The sequence below is a fragment of the Thalassotalea eurytherma genome, from assembly GCF_030161415.1.
Taxonomy (GTDB): Bacteria; Pseudomonadota; Gammaproteobacteria; order Enterobacterales; family Alteromonadaceae; genus Thalassotalea_G; species Thalassotalea_G eurytherma.
This window is the reverse complement of record NZ_BSSU01000008.1, coordinates 79,393-101,193: the sequence shown is the minus strand read 5'-3', so window position 1 is coordinate 101,193 and position 21,801 is coordinate 79,393. Positions and strand designations below refer to the sequence as shown.

The window sequence follows — 21,801 nt, the reverse complement described above, 5'->3', positions numbered from 1 at the left end:
TATTTAGTTGAATTATTATCAAAATAGTGCGAATGTCTCTAAAGAGCGAATAACGGCCGTTTAAAATTGTAATATCACCATGTGAAATACGAGGCCTGAACCCATTTGAGTGTTCTCAGTTTTATGGGTTGCTAATTTCTTTATTTAGCCAATGTTCGAAAAAAGTTAAAAATGCTTTTACCTGCATTGGCAGATATTGCCTGCTGGCATAAATGGCTTGTACGCCGACAACTTCGGTATCACTATGACTAAATCCACGTACATATTCATCTAATAGTAATTCTAGCTTGTTGTTAGATAAATCTTTTCTTATGTCAATTAATGACTTAAAAGCAATACCATAACCTTGAACTGCCCAACGTCTGATTACTTCACCGTCTGAACATGATAAGTGCGGCGCTACTTTGATTAGCTGTCGTTTGTTATCTATTTCAAAATACCAATCGTTTAATGGTTGGCCTGAGCGCTCTAGGATCAGACAACGGTGCTTGGCTAGCTCTTCTGGATGTCGCGGTAATCCGTTGTGCTTTATATAGTTGGGAGATGCGCATAACACACGTCGATTTTGAGCTAAAGGTTTACTGATAAGATTACTGTCTGGTAAATTGCCGAATCTAAAGGCAATATCTACCCCTTCATCGACGATGTTGATTAAGCCGTCAGATAACATCAAATGAGGAGAAACATCAGGATGGTTACTGGTAAATTCGGCAAGTGCTGGTGCGACATATTGTCGGCCAAAATCAGATGTAGCCGAAATTCTTAGGCTTCCTTGCAATGTTTCTTGCGACTCTTGTATCATGTTTTCAGTATTTTCTACTTCTTCAACGACACGTAAACAACCGCTATAAAAACGCTCTCCAGCATAGGTTAACGAGATGCTTCGTGTATTTCGAGTCAGCAACCTTGTGCCGTAACGCTTTTCAATTTGGTTAATGCGTGCCGTCATACTTGCGGGTGAAAGCCCTAATTTTCGTCCTGCTGCCGCTAGTCCTCCCGCTTTTACTACGTGAACGAACAACGTCATATCATCTATTTTTGTCATGATTCTTTAGTTTTTCTGAATAGTGATTTAACTCTACGAGTAATTATCAATTTAGTCAAAACAGTTAAACTGATGTCATCGCTTTAAGGAGGTAGATATGCAATTAAATCACGCATTACTGCTGGTATCTGATTTAGATGAGATGTCGCAGTTTTTAATACAAACACTTGGTTTGAAAGAGGGTCAACGCCCACCATTTGGTTTTGCTGGTGTTTGGTTGTATGACGAACTCAATGTGCCTTGTATCCACATTGCGGGAAGAAATGACATTAACCCTGAGCAATCTTTTTATTTAGGACATGATGAAAAGCACAGTTCAACACCGAGCTTGCCAACGGTTGATCATTTAGCGTTTAGTTCAAGTGACTACCAAGGACTTAAAGGTCGTTTGTTAACGTATAACGTGCCTTTTGTTGAACGAGAGATACCCGAAGCAAACGAACATCAAGTATTTATCACAGGCCCAGATGGCCTAAAAATCGAAATTTTATTTTCGAAAAACGACATTCATTAATGAGGTTAAGCATATGAAAAACGGATTATTTAACACAGGCAAACTTGGCAATCTAAATACCAACAATAAAGTCGTGATGGCACCTATGACGCGTTCTCGTACCGCGCAACCGGGTGATATCCCTACTGAGTTAATGGCGACTTACTACGCGCAACGGGCAAGTGCAGGCTTTATTGTTTCAGAAGCGACTCAAATTTCAGCACAGGGCAAAGGCTACTCCTTTACACCGGGCATTTATACACAAGCGCAAATTGATGGTTGGAAAAAAGTCACCAATGCTGTTCATGATAATGACGGCATTATTTTTTCCCAGCTTTGGCATGTTGGTCGAATGTCACACCCTGTGTTTCATCCTGATGGACTACCTGTTGCACCGAGCGCCTTGGCTCCAGATGCACAAGTGTGGGTAGTGGGTGATGATGGCGTTGGCCGTATGCTTGATTGTCCTGTTCCACGAGCATTATCTACGCAAGAAATCAAAGGTATTGTTGAAGACTATCGTCAAGCGGCTGTAAATGCGATTGAAGCAGGATTTGACGGTGTAGAAGTACATGCAGGAAATGGTTATTTAATTGACCAATTTTTACGCGCAACATCTAACAAACGCAACGATGAATATGGCGGTAGTTTAGAAAATCGCATTCGCTTTGCCTTAGAAATTATTAAAGCCATTAGTGATGAAATTGGCGCAGAGCGCACCGCAATAAGATTAGCGCCATTTATTACTCAAAGAGGCATGAATGACCCAGAAGCCATCGATGCCATTTTGGTGTTAGCAAAACACTTTGATGAATTGGGTATTGCCTATATTCACCTTGCCGAAGCAGACTGGGACGACGCGCCTGTTGTAACTGAAGCGTTTCGTCAGCAATTACGTGAAAACTTCTCTGGCGCCATTGTTGTTGCGGGTAACTACACATTAGATAAAGCAGATGAGTTAATTAATAACAATTTAGTTGATTACGTTGCCTTTGGGCGTAAATTTCTAGCAAATCCTGATTTACCTTATCGCTTAGAAAATAACCTACCGCTAAATGACATTTCAGATCCAACCACCTTATTTGGTGGTGATGAACGAGGTTATACCGATTATCCCGTTTATGGTGAGCAAATTTAAGGAGATTACTATGAAAGCCATTGGTCTATATCGGTATTTACCTATAGAAAATGAGCAAGCACTGCAAGATGTAGAAATCGCTAAACCGTCGGTTGCTGGTTACGATTTATTGGTGAAAGTTAACGCTGTTTCGGTGAATCCGGTTGATACTAAAGTACGTGCGCCAAAAGAAAAGCTTGAAACATCACCTAGGGTCTTAGGTTGGGATGCTGCTGGCACGGTGGAAGCGATTGGCGAGCAAGTGACCGATTTTTCTGTCGGTGATGAGGTGTTCTACGCAGGTGATATTACCCGCTTAGGCAGTAACGCTGAATATCAAGCGGTTGACTCAAGAATTGTCGGTATTAAACCTAAAAATTTGACCTTCTCTGAAGCTGCCGCATTGCCACTTACTAGTATTACGGCGTGGGAAGCTTTATTTGAACGATTAGGTATTAGCTCACAATCAACAGGGAATCTGTTGATAATTGGCGGCGCAGGTGGGGTTGGTTCCATTGCTATTCAACTGGCGAAAAAACTGACCAACTTAACTGTTATCGCAACCGCTTCAAGACCTGAAACCATTACATGGTGTCAAACATTAGGGGCGGACAAGATTGTTAATCATCGTGAAGGTTTAGTTGAGCAACTCGATGAAAATAGCATTAACTACATTCTTTGTTTAAATGATACCCAAGGTCACTGGCAGGCCATGACTCGGCTAGTTGCGCCGCAAGGTTTGATTTGTAGCATTGTTGAAAGCGATCAGCCGCTAGATATGGAGCCGTTAAAAAGTAAAAGTGCAGGTTTTATCTGGGAGTTTATGTTTACCCGTTCAATGTATCAAACAGCAGATATTGCTAAACAAGGGCAGTTATTAAACGAGTTATCTGCACTAGTTGAGCAAGGGCTAATCAAATCGACGATTCAAAAACAATTTTCGACGATTAATGCTGAAAACATACGGAAAGCTCATACCCTTATCGAACAAGGTAATACCATTGGAAAAATTACCGTTTCTAACAAGTGATAAATACACTATACGAGGAGTTTTTATGAAAAATATCAATCAACTTATTTTACTCTTAACAGCCTTATTTTATTCGGCATTAGGAAACGCTATGGATGTTACTGTAGATATTGATAAATTTTATTCCGACAACTGGAATCAAGAAACTAAAGAGATGCTTGATGTTGCAGCCCTATACTATAGTTTTTGGGATACGGGCAAAGAAGAGTATGCGAAAACGGCATTGGCTAATGATTTTACTGATTTGAACCTTCCAGAAAGCCGTGCGCAAGGCTTGAGAGGCGTATTAGCTGCATCCAAACAGTTCCGTTTAGCCTTACCTGACTTATCCGTAGACGTTCAACAAGTCTACATTGTAGGCAACAAGGTTATTGGGCAGTTATTAATAACTGGGCACTTCACCGGGACTTTGGGTGATAAGAAAGGCAAAGGACAAAAAATCAGTTTCACTGCTGTAGACATTTATACCATTAAAGATGGAAAAATTATCAGCAATTGGCATTTAGAAGATAACCTAACTTTGATGAAGCAACTCGGAGCGCTAGAGTAATTATTTCCTGAATATCCCAAATAACGCTACCTATTAGTAAAAGAAAAGGTGGTGAAATGTTATTCATCGATGCAGTTAAAATATTATCGTACAGTATGTTAACAAATCCAAAAGATAGCGGGGTGGTTATCAACATTGAACATAGGTAGTGTCGCTTTGATTGATGGGTATAAACGAATCTAACTATATTATTGAGACTTATATGAAATTCTTAAAAAAAATTTGGCTAGGCTTTCTATTAGCAATAACCGCTTTTACGGCCAGTGCTGTCACATCAAATGAAAAAGAATCTTTTTGGCCTGATGATGCACAATTAGTTATTTCAATTTCTATGCAATTTGAAGCGACGGCCCAAGATAAGCAAGATCCGGGACCATTCCCGGTACAAGAAGCGGGGTTCCCAGATACTATTGCACCTTCATGGTATCAATATGGTATGAATGAGGGGATCCCACGGCTATTAAACTTATGGGATAAACACAATATAAAGGTGACGTCACACATGGTGGGTCGTGCCGTTGAACTTAATCCTGAGCTTGCTAAAGAAGTTGTTCGCAGAGGACATGAAGCTTCAGGTCATGGACAAACGTGGACGCCACAATATTCGATGACACCTGAGGAAGAGCGTGCTTCTTACATTAAAAGCGCCGATATAATAGAAAAAGTGACAGGACAACGTCCTGTGGGATTTAACGCGTTTTGGATGCGTCATTCACCAAACACATTAGCCATTTTGAAAGAGCTTGGCTTTATTTACCACATTGATGATTTATCAAGAGATGAGCCATCTTATACCCCAGTAGGTGATAGCTCAATTGTTGTGGTGCCTTATACGTTTAGAAACAATGATATTGTGCGCTACACAGGTAGTACTGCAATGACAGGAAAAGCTTATTTACAAGAGCTGAAAGATGAATTTGACGTACTTTATCAAGAAGGAAAAAAACGTCGTCGTATGATGTCAATTAGTGCACATGATAGATTAGCTGGTTCACCAGCTCGTGTCAAAGCGTTAGATGATTTCATTACTTACGCTAAGCAACACAAAGCTGTTAAATTTATGCGTAAAGATGACATCGCTAAATGGGTATTGACGCAAAATAATGTACCAATTAATGCCCCAAGAAATTTTAATAATTAGGTGGAAATACACATCAACTTAGAGGAAAGCTAGCGCTAGTATGGCTCAGGTCTATACCAGCCACAAATATTGATAAAGTTTTTCTCTACGTTGATTTTGGTCACTTGAACCCGCTATTTATGCGGATTTTACAAATGACCGCTTATGGCACTAATCGGCTCTTCATAGCCGCATGGATGCGGCGACAACTCTATGCTTGCAGCTAACATCTTTCCCCGTCCTGCTAAACCAATGAGTTAAACTCCGATCTATTACGACTTGTTGGAACAAGTCGCACTCAAAAGGTACAATTTACACTGAGCAAAAATTCACGGATGAATGATTACCGCCGATGGACTCGGTGCAATTCATCTTTGGTTGTTTTTCCTACATTGGCTGAAACACATAAAAATATTGAGTTTCAGGAAATTATCCACAGGATATGTGATAATTTACTAACACTTATTGTAGATGAAATATATGCTGCTATTACAATGTATACATACATACCTATATACAGGGTGTGTATGGTTAATGGTGTTCATTACTGCCAATGAAATAGCACCCTGTCACTCACTCACTCTCGTATAGGCATGGTTTTTACTATATACTCTGAAACAGTGGATAAGTTTGTGAGTGAAAGTGTAATTAGTTGTAACCCCCTTGGTTTTACTGGCTTTTGCCTAATTGTATGTTTTTCTAGCAGTTTTGAAATGTCCTTATTTATCAGTTCTTTAGTGTTTAGTCTGTTTGATAGGTTAATCCCTTGTTAATTATTAGGATAATCTATAAAAAAGTAGGATAAATGTGGATTTCTTTAAACGAAAACAAAATTTACAGCTTAATTTATTGAATATACGTAGCAGGTTTTTATTGGTTTTATTACAATAGTCTGTCCTTTAAAAATAATCGCAGAAGCTGAATGTCCACAACTAAAAATAAGAATCAAATAGACTTGCTCAAAAGTCCGGTAGGGTTAACGCTAAAACGCATGACCATTCCTATGACTTACGGCATGATTTTGTTAATGACGTTTAACCTTATTGATACGTTTTTTGTTGGTTTATTAGGTACTCAGCCCCTTGCTGCGATCAGTTTTACATTTCCTATTACCTTTACGATTATCAGCTTAACTATTGGCTTAGGCATTGGTACGTCAGCAGTTATTGCCAAATACCTAGGCAGCAATGATGAGGTTTCAGCAAAGAATGTTGCAACCTCATCTATCTTATTAACCGGAATTCTAGTTGCCTTTATTGCACTTCTAGGTTTTTACTACACTGACGATATATTTATTTTACTTGGCGCTGAACCAAACTTATTGCCACTCATTCACGATTATATGGATTACTGGTTTTTAGGTTGTATTTGTTTAATTGGCCCTATGATAGGTAATGCTATCTTGCGAGCCTCAGGTGATACCAAAACACCGAGTATCATCATGGGCAGTGCAGGGTTAATTAATGCCATACTCGATCCTATGCTGATATTTGGTTTCGGCCCAATTCCCGCAATGGGAATAAAAGGAGCAGCAATTGCCACGTTAATCTCTTGGGTATTTGGTTTGTTCTTAGTATTGTATTTGCTAGCCGTTAAACGAGATTTAATCCATAAAAAGATTGTCAGTCTTTCACTATTTATACAAAGTAGCAGGGAAGTATTACGGATAGGTTTACCAGCTGCAGGGGCTAATATGTTGACGCCTATTGCCGCCGCCGTATTAACCGCTATTGTGGCTAGTTATGGCGAATCAGCCGTTGCCGCTTTTGGTGTAGGCTCAAGAATTGAGTCTATAGCCTGCCTTGTAGTGTTGGCGATGTCGATGACTTTACCACCTTTTATTAGTCAAAACTTAGGCGCAGGCAATATGGCGCGTGTTGAAGAAGGTTACAAAACGGCAATCAAGTTTTCGTTAATTTGGCAGCTAGGCATTTATATCGTATTGGCTATTTCAGCCTCTTTTATTGCAGATGTATTCTCAACTGAAAAAGAAGTGGCAGATTTAATAAAACTCTACATATGGATCTTACCCCTAGGTTATGGACTCCAAGGTGTCATCATATTAACCAATTCATCATTTAACGCTCTTCATAAACCAATGACAGCATTGGTACTTAGCTTATTAAGGTTGTTTGTCTTTTACGTGCCATTGGCATATGCAGGTAGCGAATTGTATGGCTTAATTGGCTTCTTTGTAGGCGGCTTATTAGGTAATCTTTTAATGGCATTTGTTTCGTACACTTCTTTTACAAAGCAATTTAAAAAATCTCCTTCGGTTAATCTGGCATGAAAAAGTTAACAATTGAATCAGAATACAAACCTGCAGGCGATCAGCCTGCAGCGATAAAGCAATTACTTGAAGGCATTGAGTCTGGGCTTGCTCATCAAACCTTACTCGGGGTTACGGGGTCGGGTAAAACGTTTACTGTTGCTAATGTTATCCAATCTTTAGACCGTCCAACAATGATTTTAGCGCCTAATAAAACACTAGCGGCGCAATTATATGGTGAGATGAAAGAATTCTTTCCTAATAATGCTGTTGAGTATTTTGTTTCTTATTATGATTATTACCAACCGGAAGCCTATGTACCGACAACCGATACCTTTATAGAAAAGGACTCTTCTGTAAATGAGCATATCGAGCAAATGCGGTTATCGGCAACCAAAGCGTTATTAGAGCGACGTGATGTGGTTATCGTTGCGTCTGTTTCTGCGATTTATGGTTTAGGTGATCCTGACTCTTACTTGAAAATGATGTTGCATTTGCGCCAGGGGGACATCATTAATCAACGTGATATTTTAAGGCGTCTAGCTGAACTGCAGTACACGCGAAATGATGTTGCGTTTTCAAGAGCGACATACCGTGTAAGAGGTGATGTTATTGATATCTTTCCTGCAGAATCAGATCGTTTAGCCTTGCGTGTCGAGCTTTTTGATGAAGAAATCGAGAACATTAGAGAATTTGATCCGCTTACCGGCGAAATGGAAAGAACATTAGCACGAGTTACAGTTTACCCCAAAACTCACTATGCAACTCCACGTGATAAAATCCTTGCGGCCATTGAAAATATCAAAGTTGAATTGAAAGATAGAGCACAGCAATTAAAAGACAATAACCTGTTAATTGAAGAGCAACGTATCGTACAGCGTACACAATTCGATATTGAAATGATGAAAGAGCTTGGCTATTGCTCAGGAATTGAAAACTATTCTCGATATTTATCTGGCCGCACTCAAGGTGAGCCACCACCAACCTTGTTTGATTACTTACCACCAGACGGCTTGTTGGTTATCGATGAGTCTCATGTAACGGTGCCACAAATTGGGGCCATGTATAAAGGCGACCGTTCACGGAAAGAAAACCTCGTACAATATGGCTTTAGGCTACCATCAGCACTAGATAACCGTCCGTTAAAGTTTGACGAATTTGAAGCACTAGCGCCGCAAACAATTTATGTGTCTGCCACACCTAGTCAATACGAATTAGATAAATCTAATGGTGAAGTTGCAGAGCAAGTCGTTAGGCCTACAGGGTTGCTCGATCCCGTTATTGAGGTGCGTCCTGTCGATACTCAAGTTGACGATTTGTTATCTGAAATTCGTATTAGAGTCGCTAAACATGAACGTGTTTTGGCTACGACCTTAACTAAGCGAATGGCAGAGGATTTTACCGAATATCTTGACGAACATGGTATTAAGTCGCGTTATTTACATTCAGATGTCGATACCGTTGAACGTATGGAAATCATTCGAGATCTGCGATTAGGTAAGTTTGATGTGTTAGTTGGCATCAACTTGCTACGAGAAGGTTTAGATATGCCAGAAGTGTCGCTAGTCGCAATATTAGATGCTGATAAAGAAGGCTTCTTACGATCTGAACGTTCGTTAATTCAAACTATTGGACGTGCAGCGCGTAATATAGAAGGTAGGGCGATTCTGTACGCTAATTCAATAACTCGCTCTATGCGAAAAGCGATTGATGAAACGGAGCGTCGCAGAGAGAAGCAGCATGCTTTCAATGAACAAAACGGCATTACGCCAAAAGGTGTCATCAGAAAAATCAGCGATGTTATGGATCTCGGAACATCAAATGAAGAACTTCAAAAACGCGCAGCGAAAGTTGCGTCACCAAAAGCAAGTTATGACACGATGAGCGTTAGCGAGATAGACGCGAAGGTTAAGAAACTAGAGCAAGCTATGTTTGAGCATGCTAAAAACCTAGAATTCGAACAAGCTGCTTCTGTGCGCGACGAAATAGACGAATTAAGAAAAATACAACTGACACATTAAACACTCACCAATAAAGGCTCACCAATGCATGCCTATCAGCGAAGGGAATGCATTAGTTCTAAATGGCTTGATTGAAACGTAATAATGGTTTAGCGAAGGGGCATTGTCGAGTGTTGCTGAATGATTTCTGCAACGGCTTCGTTTGTACAATGCTCAAGCCGACTTATTTTATCAATAATTTGATCTTGTACGTCAACGGGGAATAACATCATTTGCTCTAAATACAAATGTGCTTGTGTATCCTTGTTACTATTAACTAGTTCCGCTATGTTTCCCGCGTGATTAGTCCATACTGAAGCCATAATACCTCCAAAGAATGTGACAACCTCTTAAGTTTAGTAGGAAATTTAATTTTTATTATAAATAGAAGTTATTAAAACTACTGCTTTTAAGGGAAGTGATGCAACTCATTGAGTTAGTTACATATACTAATTTTCAAAATTTACCTCATTCACTCAACTTATATTCACTATTATTTGTTAATGATTAGTGTATTTACTCTTAATCGTTTAGGTTATTCATACAGGTGTATGAAACATCCTGCACATTCAACTAGTCAATCAATGGGAGAGTTGTTATGACTTCTCAAGTAACGATTCCAGCAAAAGGCCAACCAATTCAATTAGAAGATGGCCGTTTAATTGTTCCAAATAACCCTATCATTCCTTATATCGAAGGCGACGGCATTGGTGTAGATGTCACTCCACCTATGATTAAAGCGGTAAACGCAGCGGTAGCGAAAGCTTATCAAAGTGAAAGAGAAATTCAGTGGATGGAGGTGTATGCAGGTGAAAAAGCTACAGCACTCTATGACTCTGAAACATGGTTACCTGAAGAAACATTAGCATTATTTCGCGAATATAAAGTAGGTATTAAGGGGCCGTTAACTACGCCAGTAGGCGGCGGTATTCGTTCACTTAATGTCGCATTACGGCAAGTACTTGATTTGTATGTTTGCCAACGTCCAGTTCAGTGGTTTACCGGTGTACCAAGCCCGGTAAAGCATCCAGAATCTGTCGATATGGTGATCTTTCGAGAAAACTCAGAAGATATTTATGCAGGTATTGAGTATCAAGCAGGAACTGAGCAAGCAAAACGGGTAATCGATTTCCTAAAAAATGAAATGGGTGCCAGTAAAATTCGTTTTGAAGAAGATTGTGGTATTGGTATTAAGCCGGTATCAAAAGAAGGTACCCAGCGTTTGGTTCGACAAGCGATTCAATATGCAATCGACAATAACCGCGAATCCGTCACATTAGTGCATAAAGGTAATATTATGAAGTTTACCGAAGGTGCATTTAAGGATTGGGGCTACGAACTTGCTAGAGAAGAGTTTGGTGGAGAGTTGCTTGACGGTGGTCCATGGGTGGTTATTACTAACCCTAATACAGGCAAAGAAATCGTCATTAAAGACGTTATTGCTGATGCGATGTTACAACAAGTACTTTTAAGACCTGAAGAATATAGCGTTATTGCTACGTTAAACTTAAATGGTGATTATTTGTCTGACGCTTTAGCAGCACAGGTTGGTGGTATTGGCATTGCGCCAGGCGCGAACATTGGCGACGGCGTTGCTATTTTTGAAGCTACCCATGGAACAGCACCAAAATATGCAGGTCAAAACAAAGTAAATCCTGGTTCTGTTATTCTATCTGCTGAAATGATGCTAAGGCATATGGGTTGGATTGAGGCAGCCGATTTATTACTTAAAGGTATGTCGGGTGCTATTGGTGCTAAAACAGTGACCTATGACTTTGAACGTTTAATGGCCAATGCGACATTAGTAACATGTAGTGAGTTTGGCGATTGTATTATCGAACATATGTAACTTGATGATAATTCAGACATAAAAAAAACACAGTCTATGCTGTGTTTTTTTTATGTCGTAAAGTGATTATTCTTCACTTGGCGTCTCAAGTGGTTTGATACTCGCCGCATGATGCCCCTTAGGACCTTCATTTAACTCGTAATTAACGTCTTGACCAGCTTTGAGGGTACGGTAACCATCCATTTCAATTGTCGAGTAATGAGCAAAAATATCCTCGCCCCCATCATCAGGACGAATGAAACCAAACCCTTTTGCGTTGTTAAACCATTTAACTGTACCGTGAGCCATACTTCAACTTCCTTCTAAATCCTTCGGTAATTAGTTATGCTGTGTATATCGGCATCCAATACACAGCCTATGGCTAAATTTTAGCCATATTAGAAATCGTAGATAATATTAAAAATTAGTCAAGACTTTTTGTTAAAAACTTATTAATTTTTTGCGAATATCTTTGCATTCTAGATGGCACAAACACTAATTTTAAGACTATTATATAAGTATGAGCATTTGGAATTCATCACCCCAACATGGCGAAGCTCTTGAAGAGCAAGTAAAAAATAAGCTTCAACCACCGTCAATGTATAACGTGATTTTGTGCAATGATGACTACACGCCAATGGATTTTGTGGTCGAAGTATTAAAGAAGTTTTTTAACATGAATTTAGAGCAAGCCACTGACATCATGTTAAATGTGCATTATAAAGGTAAGGCAAGTTGCGGAACATTTACTGCCGAAGTCGCTGAAACCAAAGTTAGCCAAGTGTGCAATTATGCCCTTGAAAATCAACACCCACTTAAATGTGGTATGGAAAAGGCATAAATTCATAAGGTTTATTGGAGTAACTTATGTTAAATAAAGATTTAGAAATATCATTAAATTTAGCGTTTAGAGATGCAAAAGAGCATCGTCATGAATATATGACGGTAGAGCACCTATTACTTGCTTTACTCGATAATCCGTCAGCAATAGAGACATTGAGTGCTTGCGGCGCGGACATGCCTGCGCTTAAAACGGAACTCAAAACGTTTATCAGTGAAACGACACCCGTTATTCCCGATGAAGAGGATGAGCGTGAAACCCAACCTACACTTGGTTTTCAACGCGTTTTACAACGTGCAGTTTTTCATGTGCAATCTTCAGGTAAATCTGAGGTAAACGGCTCAAATGTACTGATTGCTATTTTTAGCGAACAAGAGTCACAAGCTGTATATTTCCTTAAAAAGTTAGAGATCTCGCGTTTAGATATTGTTAATTTCATTTCGCATGGGATTGCAAAGCATGGTCAACATGAATCACCAAATCATGAAGAGCCGGCAGTGCAGGGCGAGGAAGAGCCTAGAACTGTTGAGAATTTCTCAGTAAACCTCAATGAAGAAGCCACTAAGGGTAACATTGACCCGCTTATTGGTCGCGAAAATGAATTAGAACGCACGCTTCAAGTGTTGAGTCGACGTCGTAAAAATAACCCTTTGTATGTTGGTGAAGCCGGTGTGGGTAAAACTGCGATTGCGGAAGGGTTGGCAAATCTTGTGATTTCCGACGATGCGCCAGAATTTTTAACCGGTGCGACAATTTACTCTCTTGATATGGGAGCGCTTTTAGCCGGTACCAAATATCGAGGTGATTTTGAAAAGCGTTTTAAAGCGTTATTAAAAGACTTAGAGCACGACGATAATGCCATTTTATTCATAGACGAAATTCATACGATTATCGGTGCAGGTGCAGCATCTGGCGGTATGATGGACGCATCTAACTTACTTAAGCCTATGCTGTCGTCAGGTAAATTACGCTGTATCGGCTCTACGACTTATCAAGAATATCAAAGTATTTTTGAAAAAGATCGAGCGTTAGCACGTCGTTTCCAAAAAATTGATGTTACCGAGCCTAGTGTTGAAGATACGACAAAAATTCTTCAAGGCTTGAAAGAGAAGTATGAAAGCCATCATGGTATTCGCTATACAAATAAAGCGTTGAAAGCAGCAGCTTCTCTTGCCGATAAGTATATTAATGAGCGCTTTTTACCTGATAAGGCGATAGACATCATTGATGAAGCAGGAGCCAAACAGCAACTTGTTGTTGCGAGCAAACGTAAAAAAGTGATTAAAGACAACGATATTGAAACGATTGTTGCAAAAATGGCGCGTATTCCTGAGAAAAGTGTCTCATCAACTGAGAAAGACAATCTGAAGTCAATCGATAGAAATCTAAAGATGTTGGTGTTTGGTCAAGATCATGCGATTGATGATTTAACCTCTGTTATTCGTTTATCTCGTTCTGGCTTAGGAAATGAAGAAAAGCCTGTTGGCTCGTTCTTATTTGCTGGCCCTACAGGTGTCGGTAAAACTGAAGTCACCAAGCAGCTTGCAACCTTGTTAGGTGTTGAATTCTTGCGTTTTGATATGTCTGAGTACATGGAAAAACACGCGGTAAGTCGTTTAATTGGTGCGCCTCCTGGTTATGTTGGATATGAACAAGGTGGACTATTGACTGATTCAGTGATTAAACACCCACATTCAGTTGTCTTGCTAGATGAAATAGAGAAAGCCCACAGTGACGTTTTTAATATTTTGCTTCAAGTTATGGACCATGGCACGTTAACTGATAATAACGGTCGTAAGGCTGACTTTAGGAATGTGATTTTAGTGTTAACAACCAATGCTGGTGTTACAGAAACAACGAAACAAAGTATTGGCTTTAAGCAGCAAGATCATAGTTACGATGCAATGGATGAAATTAATAAAGTATTTTCACCAGAATTTAGAAACCGCTTAGATAATATTGTTTGGTTCAATCATTTATCGCCTGAAGTGATTTCTCAGGTTATCGATAAGTTTATTGTTGAGTTGCAAGCCCAGTTAGATCAGAAGGGGGTATCACTTGAATTAACCAGAGATGCTAAACAGTGGTTAGCGCAACATGGTTATGACAAAGCGATGGGAGCTCGACCAATGGCAAGGCTTATTTCAGAAAAACTCAAGAAGCCATTAGCCAATGAATTGCTGTTTGGTGATTTAACGCAAGGTGGCGTTGTTAAGGTGAACGTTGCTAAGAGTGAATTAGTGATTAAAGTTGAGCCGAAAAAAGAGCTCGTTGAAAATTAATCATTTAATGGCTGCAAGCACTTAGCTTGTGGCCTTCTTAAATATTGGTTTTGTTATTTCCAGGCAATAAAAAAGCTCGCTTATAGCGAGCTTTTTTATTTAAAGAATTATTTAGCGAGCACGGAAAATAATGCGACCTTTTGATAAATCATAAGGTGTTAATTCAACCGTTACTTTATCGCCAGTTAAAATACGGATGTAGTTTTTACGCATTTTACCTGAGATATGAGCAGTAACAACGTGTCCATTTTCTAATTCAACACGGAACATAGTATTTGGTAAGGTGTCTAATACCGTACCTTGCATTTCAATATTTTCTTCTTTCGCCATTGGGCGCGTGACCTCTAAAAGTTTGCATTAAATAAAAAGCTGCGCAGATCATGCCGAATAAGTTGACTAAAGTAAAGTCAAAGTGGCTAATTATTTAACGGTTTGCCAGTTATTATTGATAAACCGCTGATATGGATTAAATTTGGTTTTGTAATTCATCTTTTGGCAGTCGTCAATTTGATATCCGAGGTATAAATAAGGCTTAGCTAATGTCTTACATAATTCAATTTGTTGTAAGATTGAAAACATACCCATTGACTGTTTTCGATAACTTGGTTGGTAGAAGGTATACACTGCTGAAAGTGAGTCTGGCAATACATCAGTAATTGCAACGCTCACCAATTCGCCCTGATGCCAAATCTCAAGAAATAACTGCGGCGATAAGTTACATTTTAAAAATGAATGGAATTGCTCAATTGATGCCGGATACATTGAGCCATCGGTGTGAAGTGTGTTGATGTAAGTTTCAAATAAAGGGTAATAGTTTGATGAAAAATCATTACTCACCTCAATGGCAAATTCTTTATTTTTTTTCAGTAAACGCTTCTGGCTTTTCGATGGTGAAAATTCATCTGCAATCACTCTTACTGACTGACAAGCAGTGCAGGTAGGGCAATTGGGACGATATATCTGATCACCACTGCGACGGAAACCGTTTGCCATTAGCCAACCATAATTTTTGGGAGTATGAAGCCTGTCATCAACAGCAATCAATAACTTCTCATGCTGATCAGTTAGATAGCTACAGGGAAAGTCACGAGTAACACCAAAGGTAAGGTTTGAACTAGTCATAAGGTAAGTATAGCTGACGAGGGCGCCAAAAGTTATCTGGTAGCTGTATTTTTAGTGCGCTGTCTTTGAATGTTAAGAATTCTGCTCTTGAGATCTCAATCGCTCCCATATCTTCTAAAAATGGGTTAGTTATTTGGCAATCGATAAACTTAATGCCTGACTCTTTTAATAATTCAGCAAGTGCGATTAACGCGAGTTTGGAGGCATTAGAGGCGCGGTAAAACATAGATTCACCTGAGAAAAAGCCATTGATTGCAACACCATATAATCCGCCAACTAACAGGTTATCTTGCCAAACCTCAATACTATGGGCGATTCCTGATTTATTAAGCGCAATATATGCTTGAATCATATCATTAACGATCCATGTATCTTCTTGCCTAAATGGCGCGTCTGCACATAAATTTATAACGTCTTTAAACGCTTGATTGATCGTGACAGTGTAGGGAGACTTGCGCAAAAATTTACGTAATGTTTTATTAATACGAACGTTGCTAGTTGGAATAATCGCGCGAGGATCAGGTGACCACCACATAATGGGTTCACTATCGCTATACCAAGGGAAAATACCGTGTTGATAGGCAGATTGAAGTCGTGGGACACTTAAATCGCCACCTAAGGCAAGTAAACCGTTTGGTTCACTCAGGGCATGAGAAAGATCAGGAAAAGCCAGACTGCTGTCATTTAAAAAATGAAGCGTCTGGCTCATGTACTCTTTACGCCTTAGCGTCTAAGTAACGCTCAGCGTCTAGTGCAGCCATACAGCCTGCACCAGCAGAAGTAATTGCTTGACGGTAAATATGGTCAGCAACATCACCTGCAGCAAATACACCTTCAACACTTGTTTGTGTTGCATTGCCGTTAGTGCCGCTGTTAATTGTTAGGTAACCATCTTTCATGTCCAATTGACCTTTAAAGATATCGGTATTTGGTTTATGACCAATGGCGATAAAGGTGCCTGATACATCAATTTCTTCTGTTGCGTCAGAATTAGTGTCTTTCAATCTAACCCCGGTAACACCCATGTCGTCACCTAATACTTCATCTAATGTGCGATCAAGGTGAAGTACGATATTACCGTTTTCAACTTTATCCATTAAACGTTGTGTTAAAATCTTTTCAGAGCGGAACGTATCACGACGGTGAACAAGGTGAACTTCTGAAGCAATGTTTGATAAGTACAGTGCTTCTTCAACCGCCGTATTACCACCACCAACAACAGCAACCTTTTGGTTACGGTAGAAGAAACCGTCACACGTAGCACATGCAGAAACACCTTTACCCATGAATGCTTCTTCTGAAGGTAAACCTAAATATTGTGCTGAAGCACCAGTACAAATAATGAGTGCATCACAGGTATATTCTTCGCTGCCTTTTAATTTGAACGGGCGCGATTCAAGATCTACTTCTTCAATGTGGTCAAAAATGATTTCGGTATCAAATTTTTCAGCATGTTGCTGCATGCGAACCATTAAATCTGGACCCGTTAAATCGTTTGCATCGCCAGGCCAGTTTTCCACTTCAGTTGTCGTGGTTAATTGACCGCCTTGCTGCATACCTGTGATCATTACAGGGTTTAAGTTAGCGCGAGCGGCATAAACCGCTGCAGTATAACCAGCAGGGCCTGAACCTAAAATTAATAGCGGGCAATGTCTTGCTTCACTCATGTGATACTCCAAAGGAAAAATTCTAAACTAAGTTAACTATTGGGATCGTAAGTGATTTGTTCAAGTGGGTAAAATAACTTTTTAAGGAAAAAAAAACGTGCACCTTACAAAGTGCACGTTTTTCTGTACAGTTTTCGACTAAACTTGATTAGTTAAGTAACGCTACTGCAGGATCTGTGTATTCAAAACCAAGGTTTTCCGCAACTTCTTTCACAGTGACTTGACCATTAATTACGTTAAGACCGTTTAACAGGTGCTTATCGTCAAGTAATGCTTGTTGATAGCCTTTATTTGCTAACTGAATAATATAAGGCAATGTTGCATTGTTTAATGCAAACGTTGATGTGCGAGGCACTGCGCCTGGCATGTTTGCAACACAGTAATGAACAACGTCATCTACAATGTACGTTGGTTCAGCGTGGGTTGTTGGTGTTGAAGTTTCAATACAACCACCTTGGTCAATTGCAACGTCAACAATCGCAGAACCTGGCTTCATGTTAGCAATATGTTCTTTGGTAACTAATTTCGGTGCCGCTGCACCTGGAATTAATACTCCGCCAATCACTAGGTCAGCTTCTAAAACATGTTTTTCTAACGCGTCTGCAGTTGAGTAAATCGCTTGTACTTTGTTACCAAACTGTGCGTCTAGCTTACGTAATACGTTAATATTACGATCAAGAATTACAACATTCGCACCCATACCCACAGCCATTTGTGCAGCATTGTTACCAACCATACCACCACCAATGACGACAACTTTTGCTGGTTCAACACCTGGAACGCCGCCCAATAGCATACCGCGACCAGCGTTAGATTTTTCTAATGCTTGAGCACCTGCTTGAATTGACATGCGGCCTGCAACTTCAGACATAGGCGCTAATAATGGTAAACCACCATGACTATCAGTAACCGTTTCGTACGCGATACAAATAGCATTACTTTTAACTAAGTCTTGTGTTTGCGCTAAATCAGGTGCTAGGTGTAAATAAGTGAATAAGATTTGACCTTCACGAAGCATTGCACGCTCAACAGCCTGTGGCTCTTTAACTTTGACAATCATTTCAGATTGAGCAAAAACTTCTTCGGCTGTATTTAAGATTGTTGCGCCTGCATCAATGTAATCTTGATCGGTAAAACCAATGCCTGTACCAGCATTTTGTTCAACGAAGACACTATGCCCGTGATTAATTACTTCACGTACACTTGCTGGAACCATACCTACGCGGTACTCGTGGTTTTTGATTTCTTTAGGAACACCAATAATCATTTGTTAAATCTCGTAGTTAATATTTGTGACTAGTATAGTGGTATTTAAATAGAATATTCTCTCGAATATTTTGTTTATAAAGCATATAATTCTGCCTAATCCCTATTTGTTAGATTTTTGTATATGCCTGAGCTTAAGCAAAATAAGAAAATTGATCGTATTGATAAAAACATTTTAGTTGAGTTACAAAAAAATGGACGACTTTCTAATGTCGAATTATCCAAACGTGTTGGATTAAGCCCAACACCGTGTCTTGAGCGCGTTAAACGCTTGGAAAATGAAGGGTATATCACCGGATACACGGCAATGCTTAACCCCGAGCTTTTAGAGGCCGCCTTATTGGTTATTGTTGAAATAACGTTAACAAAGACTAGCCCTGACGTGTTTGATGAGTTTTCAAAGGCTGTTCATAATATTGATGTCATTCAGGAATGTCACCTGGTATCAGGTAATTTTGATTTCTTGTTAAAAACCCGTGTAGCTGACATGGCTGCTTATCGAAAATTACTTGGAGATACATTACTCAGGTTACCTGCGGTAAGTGAAAGTAGAACATACGTAGTGATGGAAGAGGTAAAATCAAGCAATCAATTGCCTATATTGCGTTAAATCATTTGCTCATCAGGATTTTCATGGTAATTTATACAGCATAATGAATAATAATAGCAATGGTTAAGCCTTTGTCAGAACTATCTCCACAACAATCTCCAAAACTTACTGGCGTTCAGCGATTACTTGAAGCCGGTATGCTTGTTTCTTGCATTTTTGCACTATACTTAACGCTCGTGTTATTTAGCTTTAATCCTGCTGATCCTGGTTGGTCGCAAACGGGGTATCAATCACCAATTAGAAATATGGGGGGCGCAGTCGGCGCTTATCTTTCGGATGTGTTGCTGAACACCTTTGGCTTGGTTGCTTATTCATTACCATTTGTCATTGCTATAACAGGTTGGCTACTCTTTCAACGCTATCATCGATTAATGGAATTAGACTATCTAACGCTTGGCTTAAAAATCGTAGGCTTTATCATGCTGTTTATTGGCGTTACTGCTATTGCAAGTATGAATTTTGATGATGTTTACTACTTTTCTGCTGGCGGTATTATAGGTGATGTTGTTAGCTCTAGCTTGTTGCCATATTTATCCTTTGTTGGCACAACTTTATTCTTTTTACTTTTTATTGCTGTTGGTTTTGTGCTGTTAACTGGCTATTCGTGGCTCAATATTATCGATGCTATTGGCAAATATACGATTCAAGCTGCAATGTACCTAGTGCAGATTCCGGCAATTTTAAAAGAAAAATTTGCGCCAAATGTTGATGATAGTGTCGCAAAAAGTGAAGCGCTAGATACAACTGCAGATGTTAGCTTCGAAGATTTTCCAGAGATTGAAAAGCAAGACGACCCGACAGAGCCACAGGTTGACATTAAAGAAGCTTTTGAAGCAATCAATAGGAAAGAGCCTGTACTTAGCTCTGTTAAGGATGAGTTTGTCGAGATAGATGAACTTATTGAAGGCCCTGTTATGGCAACGGTTCAAGAGCATGTCAGTGACGAAGAAATAGCTGCAGCGTTTGAAAAAACACCTGTGATTGAAGTGCCTGAAAAGCTGGAAGATAATACTGAAATAGCCACTATTGAAGGGGCTCAACCTATTGAAAAATATCAAGGAATGCCATCTATTGAGTTACTTGATCGCCCCGATAAAGCTGAAAACCCAATAAGCCAAGATGATCTTGATCATGTCAGCCGTTTAGTTGAAGCAAAGCTCCTTGATTTTAATATTCAAGCTACTGTTGTTTCTGTTTTTCCTGGCCCTGTTATTACACGATTTGAGCTTGATTTAGCGCCGGGTGTTAAAGTAAGTAAAATATCAAACTTATCAAAAGACCTAGCTCGCGCACTATCTGCAATAAGTGTTCGTGTTGTTGAAGTTATTCCCGGTAAGTCTGTTATTGGCCTTGAACTTCCGAATAAACACCGCGAAATTGTTCGGTTGAGCGAAGTTATTGCTTGTACCAAATTTGTTGAGAACCCTTCACCACTAACCATGGTGTTGGGTAAAGATATTGCTGGTGATCCCGTTGTGGTAGATTTAGCCAAAATGCCACATTTACTGGTAGCCGGTACAACAGGCTCTGGTAAATCGGTAGGTGTTAACACCATGATTTTAAGCTTACTTTATAAGGCAACACCTGAAGACGTGCGCTTGATCATGATAGATCCAAAAATGTTAGAACTTTCGGTATATGAAGGCATTCCACACCTATTAGCTGAAGTTGTTACCGATATGAAAGAAGCGGCTAATGCATTACGTTGGTGTGTAGGTGAGATGGAACGTCGTTACAAATTAATGTCGGCGATGGGCGTTCGAAATCTAAAAGGCTTTAACCAAAAAGTTGCCAATGCAAAAGCAGAAGGTACACCGTTAACCGACCCATTGTGGAAACCCGGTGATTCAATGGATGAGTCGGCACCAGAATTAGAGAAGCTGCCAAGTATTGTTGTTGTCGTTGACGAATTTGCTGACATGATGATGATCGTTGGTAAAAAAGTAGAAGAGCTAATTGCACGTATTGCTCAAAAAGCGCGTGCCGCAGGTATACACCTTGTATTAGCAACACAACGCCCTTCAGTAGATGTGATAACTGGTTTGATTAAAGCCAATATCCCAACGAGAATGGCCTTCCAAGTTTCTTCACGAATTGACTCTAGAACAATCCTTGATCAGCAAGGCGCAGAACAATTGTTGGGGCAGGGTGATATGTTGTACTTACCACCGGGTACCGGCGTGCCAACACGTGTTCACGGTGCTTTTGTTGACGACCATGAAGTCCATGCGGTTGTCAGTGACTGGAAACAACGTGGAGAACCAAACTACTTAGAAGAAATACTGTCGGGTGAAAGCGACCAAGAAGTATTATTGCCAGGTGAGCAAGCAGAAGGTAGCGCAGAAGAAGAGCTAGATACATTATATGATGAAGCCTTAGCCTTTGTTACCGAAAGCCGCCGTGCATCTATTTCAGGTGTTCAACGTAAATTTAGAATTGGTTACAATCGCGCAGCACGAATTATTGAACAAATGGAATTGCAAGGTGTCGTAAGTGCACCAGGTCATAACGGTGCAAGAGAAGTGCTAGCACCACCACCTGTAAAAGCATAAATGCTGCGA

Annotated in this window: 20 protein-coding genes; 12 read left to right on the top strand and 8 right to left on the bottom strand. The window is 39.8% G+C overall.

The window, feature by feature from the left end; translation table 11 throughout:
- Window positions 1-121 precede the first annotated feature (121 nt).
- Window positions 122-1,045 (bottom strand): LysR family transcriptional regulator, encoded by a 924-nt coding sequence (locus QQK02_RS08875; RefSeq protein WP_284207647.1) that lies wholly within the window; start codon window positions 1,043-1,045, stop codon window positions 122-124.
- A gap of 97 nt (window positions 1,046-1,142) precedes the next feature.
- On the opposite strand from QQK02_RS08875, the gene QQK02_RS08870 reads away from it, so the two are divergent.
- From QQK02_RS08870 to uvrB, 7 genes are all read left to right on the top strand, one after another.
- The gene (locus tag QQK02_RS08870; RefSeq protein ID WP_284207646.1) at window positions 1,143-1,559 is read left to right on the top strand and encodes a VOC family protein; all 417 of its coding nucleotides are present in this window, start codon (window positions 1,143-1,145) and stop codon (window positions 1,557-1,559) included.
- A gap of 13 nt (window positions 1,560-1,572) precedes the next feature.
- Window positions 1,573-2,676: an alkene reductase gene (locus QQK02_RS08865; RefSeq protein WP_284207645.1), complete on the top strand. Its 1,104-nt coding sequence runs from the start codon at window positions 1,573-1,575 to the stop codon at window positions 2,674-2,676.
- Between the two features lie 10 nt (window positions 2,677-2,686).
- Entirely contained in the window at window positions 2,687-3,685 is a 999-nt protein-coding gene (locus QQK02_RS08860; RefSeq protein ID WP_284207644.1) for a zinc-binding alcohol dehydrogenase family protein, read from the top strand.
- A 25-nt stretch (window positions 3,686-3,710) separates the two neighbouring features.
- Window positions 3,711-4,235 (top strand): ester cyclase, encoded by a 525-nt coding sequence (locus QQK02_RS08855; protein ID WP_284207643.1) that lies wholly within the window; start codon window positions 3,711-3,713, stop codon window positions 4,233-4,235.
- Window positions 4,236-4,437: 202 nt separating this feature from the next.
- Window positions 4,438-5,376 carry a polysaccharide deacetylase family protein gene (locus tag QQK02_RS08850; protein WP_284207642.1) on the top strand — a complete coding sequence of 313 codons (939 nt, stop codon included), beginning with the start codon at window positions 4,438-4,440 and terminating at the stop codon, window positions 5,374-5,376.
- Window positions 5,377-6,277: 901 nt separating this feature from the next.
- A complete protein-coding gene (locus QQK02_RS08845; protein ID WP_284207641.1) occupies window positions 6,278-7,645 on the top strand; it encodes an MATE family efflux transporter in 1,368 nt (455 codons plus the stop codon).
- Window positions 7,642-9,645: an excinuclease ABC subunit UvrB gene (gene uvrB / locus QQK02_RS08840; RefSeq protein ID WP_284207640.1), complete on the top strand. Its 2,004-nt coding sequence runs from the start codon at window positions 7,642-7,644 to the stop codon at window positions 9,643-9,645. The genes QQK02_RS08845 and uvrB overlap by 4 nt, the downstream gene beginning before the upstream one ends.
- Before the next feature lie 89 nt (window positions 9,646-9,734).
- Here the strand turns inward: uvrB and QQK02_RS08835 are convergent, their stop codons facing one another.
- Window positions 9,735-9,947, bottom strand: coding sequence for a hypothetical protein (locus tag QQK02_RS08835; protein WP_284207639.1), 213 nt, complete (start codon window positions 9,945-9,947; stop codon window positions 9,735-9,737).
- Between the two features lie 275 nt (window positions 9,948-10,222).
- Here QQK02_RS08835 and icd point away from each other — a divergent pair, with 275 nt between their 5' ends.
- Complete coding sequence (icd, locus tag QQK02_RS08830) at window positions 10,223-11,473, top strand: NADP-dependent isocitrate dehydrogenase (RefSeq protein ID WP_284207638.1); 1,251 nt, start codon at window positions 10,223-10,225, stop codon at window positions 11,471-11,473.
- A gap of 66 nt (window positions 11,474-11,539) precedes the next feature.
- On the opposite strand, the gene cspD is transcribed toward icd, so the two are convergent.
- Window positions 11,540-11,761, bottom strand: a complete 222-nt coding sequence (gene cspD / locus QQK02_RS08825) for a cold shock domain-containing protein CspD (protein ID WP_284207637.1) — start codon at window positions 11,759-11,761, stop codon at window positions 11,540-11,542.
- Window positions 11,762-11,972: 211 nt separating this feature from the next.
- Between cspD and clpS the strand changes: the two genes are divergently transcribed.
- Together clpS and clpA are read left to right on the top strand one after the other, a co-directional pair.
- Window positions 11,973-12,293 (top strand): ATP-dependent Clp protease adapter ClpS, encoded by a 321-nt coding sequence (gene clpS / locus QQK02_RS08820; protein ID WP_284207636.1) that lies wholly within the window; start codon window positions 11,973-11,975, stop codon window positions 12,291-12,293.
- A gap of 26 nt (window positions 12,294-12,319) precedes the next feature.
- On the top strand, window positions 12,320-14,575 hold the full coding sequence (clpA, locus tag QQK02_RS08815) for an ATP-dependent Clp protease ATP-binding subunit ClpA (protein WP_284207635.1): 2,256 nt from the start codon (window positions 12,320-12,322) through the stop codon (window positions 14,573-14,575).
- 111 nt (window positions 14,576-14,686) lie between these two features.
- Here clpA and infA read toward each other — a convergent pair whose 3' ends face one another.
- The 5 genes from infA to ald form a co-directional block, all read right to left on the bottom strand.
- Window positions 14,687-14,905 (bottom strand): translation initiation factor IF-1, encoded by a 219-nt coding sequence (infA, locus tag QQK02_RS08810; protein ID WP_011043571.1) that lies wholly within the window; start codon window positions 14,903-14,905, stop codon window positions 14,687-14,689.
- Window positions 14,906-14,995: 90 nt separating this feature from the next.
- Entirely contained in the window at window positions 14,996-15,697 is a 702-nt protein-coding gene (locus tag QQK02_RS08805) for an arginyltransferase (RefSeq protein ID WP_284207634.1), read from the bottom strand.
- A complete protein-coding gene (gene aat / locus QQK02_RS08800) occupies window positions 15,690-16,406 on the bottom strand; it encodes a leucyl/phenylalanyl-tRNA--protein transferase (protein ID WP_284207633.1) in 717 nt (238 codons plus the stop codon). Before aat ends, QQK02_RS08805 begins: the two co-directional genes overlap by 8 nt.
- A 7-nt stretch (window positions 16,407-16,413) precedes the next feature.
- Window positions 16,414-17,364 (bottom strand): thioredoxin-disulfide reductase, encoded by a 951-nt coding sequence (gene trxB, locus QQK02_RS08795; RefSeq protein WP_284207632.1) that lies wholly within the window; start codon window positions 17,362-17,364, stop codon window positions 16,414-16,416.
- Window positions 17,365-17,512: 148 nt separating this feature from the next.
- A complete protein-coding gene (gene ald, locus QQK02_RS08790) occupies window positions 17,513-18,631 on the bottom strand; it encodes an alanine dehydrogenase (protein ID WP_284207631.1) in 1,119 nt (372 codons plus the stop codon).
- A gap of 123 nt (window positions 18,632-18,754) precedes the next feature.
- On the opposite strand from ald, the gene lrp reads away from it, so the two are divergent.
- On the top strand, window positions 18,755-19,240 hold the full coding sequence (gene lrp / locus QQK02_RS08785) for a leucine-responsive transcriptional regulator Lrp (protein ID WP_284207630.1): 486 nt from the start codon (window positions 18,755-18,757) through the stop codon (window positions 19,238-19,240).
- Between the two features lie 59 nt (window positions 19,241-19,299).
- Entirely contained in the window at window positions 19,300-21,792 is a 2,493-nt protein-coding gene (locus QQK02_RS08780; RefSeq protein ID WP_284207629.1) for a DNA translocase FtsK, read from the top strand.
- The last annotated feature ends 9 nt before the right edge of the window (window positions 21,793-21,801 follow it).